General features: G+C 49.9%; 1 protein-coding gene, 2 tRNA genes and 3 rRNA genes. All 6 read right to left on the bottom strand.

Annotated features, from left to right (window positions below):
* Positions 1-59: 59 nt before the first annotated feature.
* Positions 60-347 (bottom strand): ComEA family DNA-binding protein, encoded by a 288-nt coding sequence (locus HMPREF2700_RS04005; RefSeq protein ID WP_070590341.1) that lies wholly within the window; start codon positions 345-347, stop codon positions 60-62.
* Positions 348-638: 291 nt separating this feature from the next.
* Positions 639-752, bottom strand: a 5S ribosomal RNA gene (gene rrf, locus HMPREF2700_RS04000).
* Positions 753-849: 97 nt separating this feature from the next.
* Positions 850-3738 (bottom strand): 23S ribosomal RNA (locus tag HMPREF2700_RS03995).
* 347 nt (positions 3739-4085) lie between these two features.
* Positions 4086-4161: transfer RNA gene (locus HMPREF2700_RS03990), tRNA-Ala, on the bottom strand.
* Between the two features lie 5 nt (positions 4162-4166).
* Positions 4167-4243, bottom strand: a tRNA-Ile gene (locus tag HMPREF2700_RS03985).
* Between the two features lie 105 nt (positions 4244-4348).
* Positions 4349-5889: ribosomal RNA gene (locus HMPREF2700_RS03980) — 16S ribosomal RNA — on the bottom strand.
* The 16S, 23S and 5S rRNA genes sit together here with 2 tRNA genes alongside, the layout of an rRNA operon.
* Positions 5890-6148: the final 259 nt, after the last annotated feature.

Below are 6148 nucleotides of genomic sequence, written 5' to 3'. Positions count from 1 at the left end.
CCCGAACCGGCAAACGGTTTGGCATCAGGGCGGCGTATACGGCACGATTGTCCGTCAGGTTATTTTTTCACGGCAGGCTGTGCGGCCTTAGGTGCGGCAGAAGAAACCGTCGCCTCCGCCTTCAACTTGTTCAGCACCGCATCACCGATGCCCTTCACGTTTTTCAGCTCCTCCACCGATTTGAACGCACCGTTCTTCTGACGGTATTCCACAATCGATTTCGCCTTAGCCGGGCCGATACCGGGCAAGGCCTCCAGTTCGGCAGGAGACGCGGTATTGATGTTCACGGCGGCCAAAGAGAACGCCGCACAGACGGCGGCAAACGCACCAAATAAAAATTTCTTCATCAGATTTTTTCCCATAACATATTTGATTGAATCAGTCATAAAGTCTACCGAATGGTTTTATCCCACTCCGTAAACACTGCACATACGCAGATAGGGCAACAGCCCATACCCGCATAAATGCTTACGACATATTAACGCAAATACCGTTTGATTTCAAATATTCCAAACAATTAACCGTAACTTTCGGTACTTTTGTTCAAGAATAACAACAAGGTAATCATAATCCACCTATCGCCAAACCGACAGGCATGTAAAAAGCCCCCGACATCAGTCGGGGGCTTCGGAATGGGTGTTTGGCGGTGACCTACTTTCACATGGAAGAACCACACTATCATCGGCGCTGAGTCGTTTCACGGTCCTGTTCGGGATGGGAAGGCGTGGGACCAACTCGCTATGGCCGCCAAACTTAAACTGTCACAAATCGGTAAAGCCTTAATCAATATATTCGGTGATGACTGAATCAGTCAGTAAGCTTTTATCATTTTGAAGTTCTTCAAATGATAGAGTCAAGCCTCACGAGCAATTAGTATGGGTTAGCTTCACGCGTTACCGCGCTTCCACACCCCACCTATCAACGTCCTGGTCTCGAACGACTCTTTAGTGTGGTTAAACCACAAGGGAAGTCTCATCTTCAGGCGAGTTTCGCGCTTAGATGCTTTCAGCGCTTATCTCTTCCGAACTTAGCTACCCGGCTATGCAACTGGCGTTACAACCGGTACACCAGAGGTTCGTCCACTCCGGTCCTCTCGTACTAGGAGCAGCCCCCGTCAAACTTCCAACGCCCACTGCAGATAGGGACCAAACTGTCTCACGACGTTTTAAACCCAGCTCACGTACCACTTTAAATGGCGAACAGCCATACCCTTGGGACCGACTACAGCCCCAGGATGTGATGAGCCGACATCGAGGTGCCAAACTCCGCCGTCGATATGAACTCTTGGGCGGAATCAGCCTGTTATCCCCGGAGTACCTTTTATCCGTTGAGCGATGGCCCTTCCATACAGAACCACCGGATCACTATGTCCTGCTTTCGCACCTGCTCGACTTGTCGGTCTCGCAGTTAAGCTACCTTTTGCCATTGCACTATCAGCCCGATTTCCGACCGGACCTAGGTAACCTTCGAACTCCTCCGTTACTCTTTGGGAGGAGACCGCCCCAGTCAAACTGCCTACCATGCACGGTCCCCGACCCGGATTACGGGTCTGGGTTAGAACCTCAAAGACACCAGGGTGGTATTTCAAGGACGGCTCCACAGAGACTGGCGTCTCTGCTTCAAAGCCTCCCACCTATCCTACACAAGTGACTTCAAAGTCCAATGCAAAGCTACAGTAAAGGTTCACGGGGTCTTTCCGTCTAGCAGCGGGTAGATTGCATCTTCACAACCACTTCAACTTCGCTGAGTCTCAGGAGGAGACAGTGTGGCCATCGTTACGCCATTCGTGCGGGTCGGAACTTACCCGACAAGGAATTTCGCTACCTTAGGACCGTTATAGTTACGGCCGCCGTTTACTGGGGCTTCGATCCGATGCTTGCACATCTTCAATTAACCTTCCAGCACCGGGCAGGCGTCACACCCTATACGTCCACTTTCGTGTTAGCAGAGTGCTGTGTTTTTAATAAACAGTCGCAGCCACCTATTCTCTGCGACCCTCCAGGGCTTACGGAGCAAGTCCTTAACCTTAGAGGGCATACCTTCTCCCGAAGTTACGGTATCAATTTGCCGAGTTCCTTCTCCTGAGTTCTCTCAAGCGCCTTAGAATTCTCATCCTGCCCACCTGTGTCGGTTTGCGGTACGGTTCGATTCAAACTGAAGCTTAGTGGCTTTTCCTGGAAGCGTGGTATCGGTTACTTCATGTCCGTAGACACTCGTCATCACTTCTCGGTGTTAAGAAGACCCGGATTTGCCTAAGTCTTCCACCTACCGGCTTAAACAAGCTATTCCAACAGCTTGCTAACCTAACCTTCTCCGTCCCCACATCGCATTTGAATCAAGTACAGGAATATTAACCTGTTTCCCATCGACTACGCATTTCTGCCTCGCCTTAGGGGCCGACTCACCCTACGCCGATGAACGTTGCGTAGGAAACCTTGGGCTTTCGGCGAGCGGGCTTTTCACCCGCTTTATCGCTACTCATGTCAACATTCGCACTTCTGATACCTCCAGCACACTTTACAATGCACCTTCATCGGCCTACAGAACGCTCCCCTACCATGCCAGTAAACTGACATCCGCAGCTTCGGTTATAGATTTGAGCCCCGTTACATCTTCCGCGCAGGACGACTCGACCAGTGAGCTATTACGCTTTCTTTAAATGATGGCTGCTTCTAAGCCAACATCCTGGCTGTCTGGGCCTTCCCACTTCGTTTACCACTTAATCTATCATTTGGGACCTTAGCTGGCGGTCTGGGTTGTTTCCCTCTTGACAACGGACGTTAGCACCCGCTGTCTGTCTCCCGAGGAACCACTTGATGGTATTCTTAGTTTGCCATGGGTTGGTAAGTTGCAATAACCCCCTAGCCATAACAGTGCTTTACCCCCATCAGTGTCTTGCTCGAGGCACTACCTAAATAGTTTTCGGGGAGAACCAGCTATCTCCGAGTTTGTTTAGCCTTTCACCCCTATCCACAGCTCATCCCCGCATTTTGCAACATGCGTGGGTTCGGTCCTCCAGTACCTGTTACGGCACCTTCAACCTGGCCATGGATAGATCACTCGGTTTCGGGTCTACACCCAGCAACTGTTCGCCCTATTAAGACTCGGTTTCCCTACGCCTCCCCTATTCGGTTAAGCTCGCTACTGAATGTAAGTCGTTGACCCATTATACAAAAGGTACGCAGTCACACCACAAGGGTGCTCCCACTGTTTGTATGCATCAGGTTTCAGGTTCTATTTCACTCCCCTCCCGGGGTTCTTTTCGCCTTTCCCTCACGGTACTGGTTCACTATCGGTCGATGATGAGTATTTAGCCTTGGAGGATGGTCCCCCCATATTCAGACAGGATTTCACGTGTCCCGCCCTACTTTTTGTACGCTTAGTACCACTATTGAGATTTCGAATACGGGACTATCACCCACTATGGTCAAGCTTCCCAGCTTGTTCTTCTATCTCGACAGTTATTACGTACAGGCTCCTCCGCGTTCGCTCGCCACTACTTGCGGAATCTCGGTTGATTTCTTTTCCTCCGGGTACTTAGATGGTTCAGTTCTCCGGGTTCGCTTCGCTTATCCTATGTATTCAGATAAGGATACCTCCTAAGAGGTGGGTTTCCCCATTCGGACACCGCGGGATCATAGCTTTATTGCCAGCTCCCCCACGCTTTTCGCAGGCTTACACGTCCTTCGTCGCCTATCATCGCCAAGGCATCCACCTGATGCACTTATTCACTTGACTCTATCATTTCAAGAACCTCTTTGACTTCGTTTACCTACCCGTTGACTAGGGAAGCAAACTTGAAATTCCTACTTTGATAAAGCTTACTGCTTTGTTGTGTCTTAATCCTGCCTTTTGTGTTTCAGGATTAAGTCGATACAATCATCACCCAAATACTGTGTTTGTTTTCTTTTCTCTTGCGAGAGATTTTTTATCCTTGCAAAGAACAAAAAATCAAAACAAACTCATTGTCTTTGTTTGTTGATTTCGGCTTTCCAATTTGTTAAAGATCGATGCGTCGATATTTCACTTCGCAAATCAAAATAAGCTGCTAAGTATAGCAGGCTTCCTTTGATTTGTAAAGTTCTTGGTGGAGGCAAACGGGATCGAACCGATGACCCCCTGCTTGCAAAGCAGGTGCTCTACCAACTGAGCTATGCCCCCGTTCTTGGTGGGTCTGGGAGGACTTGAACCTCCGACCCCACGCTTATCAAGCGTGTGCTCTAACCAGCTGAGCTACAAACCCGGATTCTCTTCTTAAGCGAATCTTGTCTTCACTCAAGCTTTTCTCTTCCGCATCTTTTACAGTTTACCGATAAGTGTGAATGCATCAGACCTCTTCTTTCTCTAGAAAGGAGGTGATCCAGCCGCAGGTTCCCCTACGGCTACCTTGTTACGACTTCACCCCAGTCATGAAGCATACCGTGGTAAGCGGGCTCCTTGCGGTTACCCTACCTACTTCTGGTATCCCCCACTCCCATGGTGTGACGGGCGGTGTGTACAAGACCCGGGAACGTATTCACCGCAGTATGCTGACCTGCGATTACTAGCGATTCCGACTTCATGCACTCGAGTTGCAGAGTGCAATCCGGACTACGATCGGTTTTGTGAGATTGGCTCCACCTCGCGGCTTGGCTACCCTCTGTACCGACCATTGTATGACGTGTGAAGCCCTGGTCATAAGGGCCATGAGGACTTGACGTCATCCCCACCTTCCTCCGGCTTGTCACCGGCAGTCTCATTAGAGTGCCCAACTTAATGATGGCAACTAATGACAAGGGTTGCGCTCGTTGCGGGACTTAACCCAACATCTCACGACACGAGCTGACGACAGCCATGCAGCACCTGTGTTACGGCTCCCGAAGGCACTCCTCCGTCTCTGGAGGATTCCGTACATGTCAAGACCAGGTAAGGTTCTTCGCGTTGCATCGAATTAATCCACATCATCCACCGCTTGTGCGGGTCCCCGTCAATTCCTTTGAGTTTTAATCTTGCGACCGTACTCCCCAGGCGGTCAATTTCACGCGTTAGCTACGCTACTAAGCAATCAAGTTGCCCAACAGCTAATTGACATCGTTTAGGGCGTGGACTACCAGGGTATCTAATCCTGTTTGCTACCCACGCTTTCGAGCATGAACGTCAGTGTTATCCCAGGAGGCTGCCTTCGCCATCGGTATTCCTCCACATCTCTACGCATTTCACTGCTACACGTGGAATTCTACCTCCCTCTGACACACTCTAGTCACCCAGTTCAGAACGCAGTTCCCAGGTTGAGCCCGGGGATTTCACATCCTGCTTAAGTAACCGTCTGCGCTCGCTTTACGCCCAGTAATTCCGATTAACGCTCGCACCCTACGTATTACCGCGGCTGCTGGCACGTAGTTAGCCGGTGCTTATTCTTCAGGTACCGTCATCAGCTGTCGATATTAGCAACAGCCTTTTCTTCCCTGACAAAAGTCCTTTACAACCCGAAGGCCTTCTTCAGACACGCGGCATGGCTGGATCAGGCTTGCGCCCATTGTCCAAAATTCCCCACTGCTGCCTCCCGTAGGAGTCTGGGCCGTGTCTCAGTCCCAGTGTGGCGGATCATCCTCTCAGACCCGCTACTGATCGTCGCCTTGGTAGGCCTTTACCCCACCAACTAGCTAATCAGATATCGGCCGCTCGAATAACGCAAGGCCCGAAGGTCCCCTGCTTTCCTCCTCAGAGAATATGCGGTATTAGCTAATCTTTCGATTAGTTATCCCCCATTACTCGGTACGTTCCGATATATTACTCACCCGTTCGCCACTCGCCACCCAAGAAGCAAGCTTCTCTGTGCTGCCGTTCGACTTGCATGTGTAAAGCATGCCGCCAGCGTTCAATCTGAGCCAGGATCAAACTCTTATGTTCAATCTCTAACTTATAACTTCTGGTCTGCTTCAAAGAAACCGACAGGACAATGTCTAAAACATCATCTTGTCTGTCTTTCAAACAGTGTGAGGCCTAATGCACTCACACTTATCGGTAATCTGTTTTTTAAAGAGCGAATCGAATTATACAGTACATTTAGCAAATGTCAACTAAAATTATCCAAAATTTCAACCAACTGTGTTATACTGTCTGCTTCGTTTTCTTCACCGCGTCAGCAGCGAAGAACCGAACTATACGC

Origin of the sequence: Neisseria sp. HMSC068C04, from assembly GCF_001810105.1 — a bacterium.
GTDB classification, from domain to species: domain Bacteria; phylum Pseudomonadota; class Gammaproteobacteria; order Burkholderiales; family Neisseriaceae; genus Neisseria; species Neisseria flavescens_B.
Note: the sequence above shows the minus strand (reverse complement) of the source record. Positions and strands in the feature narration are given on the sequence as shown.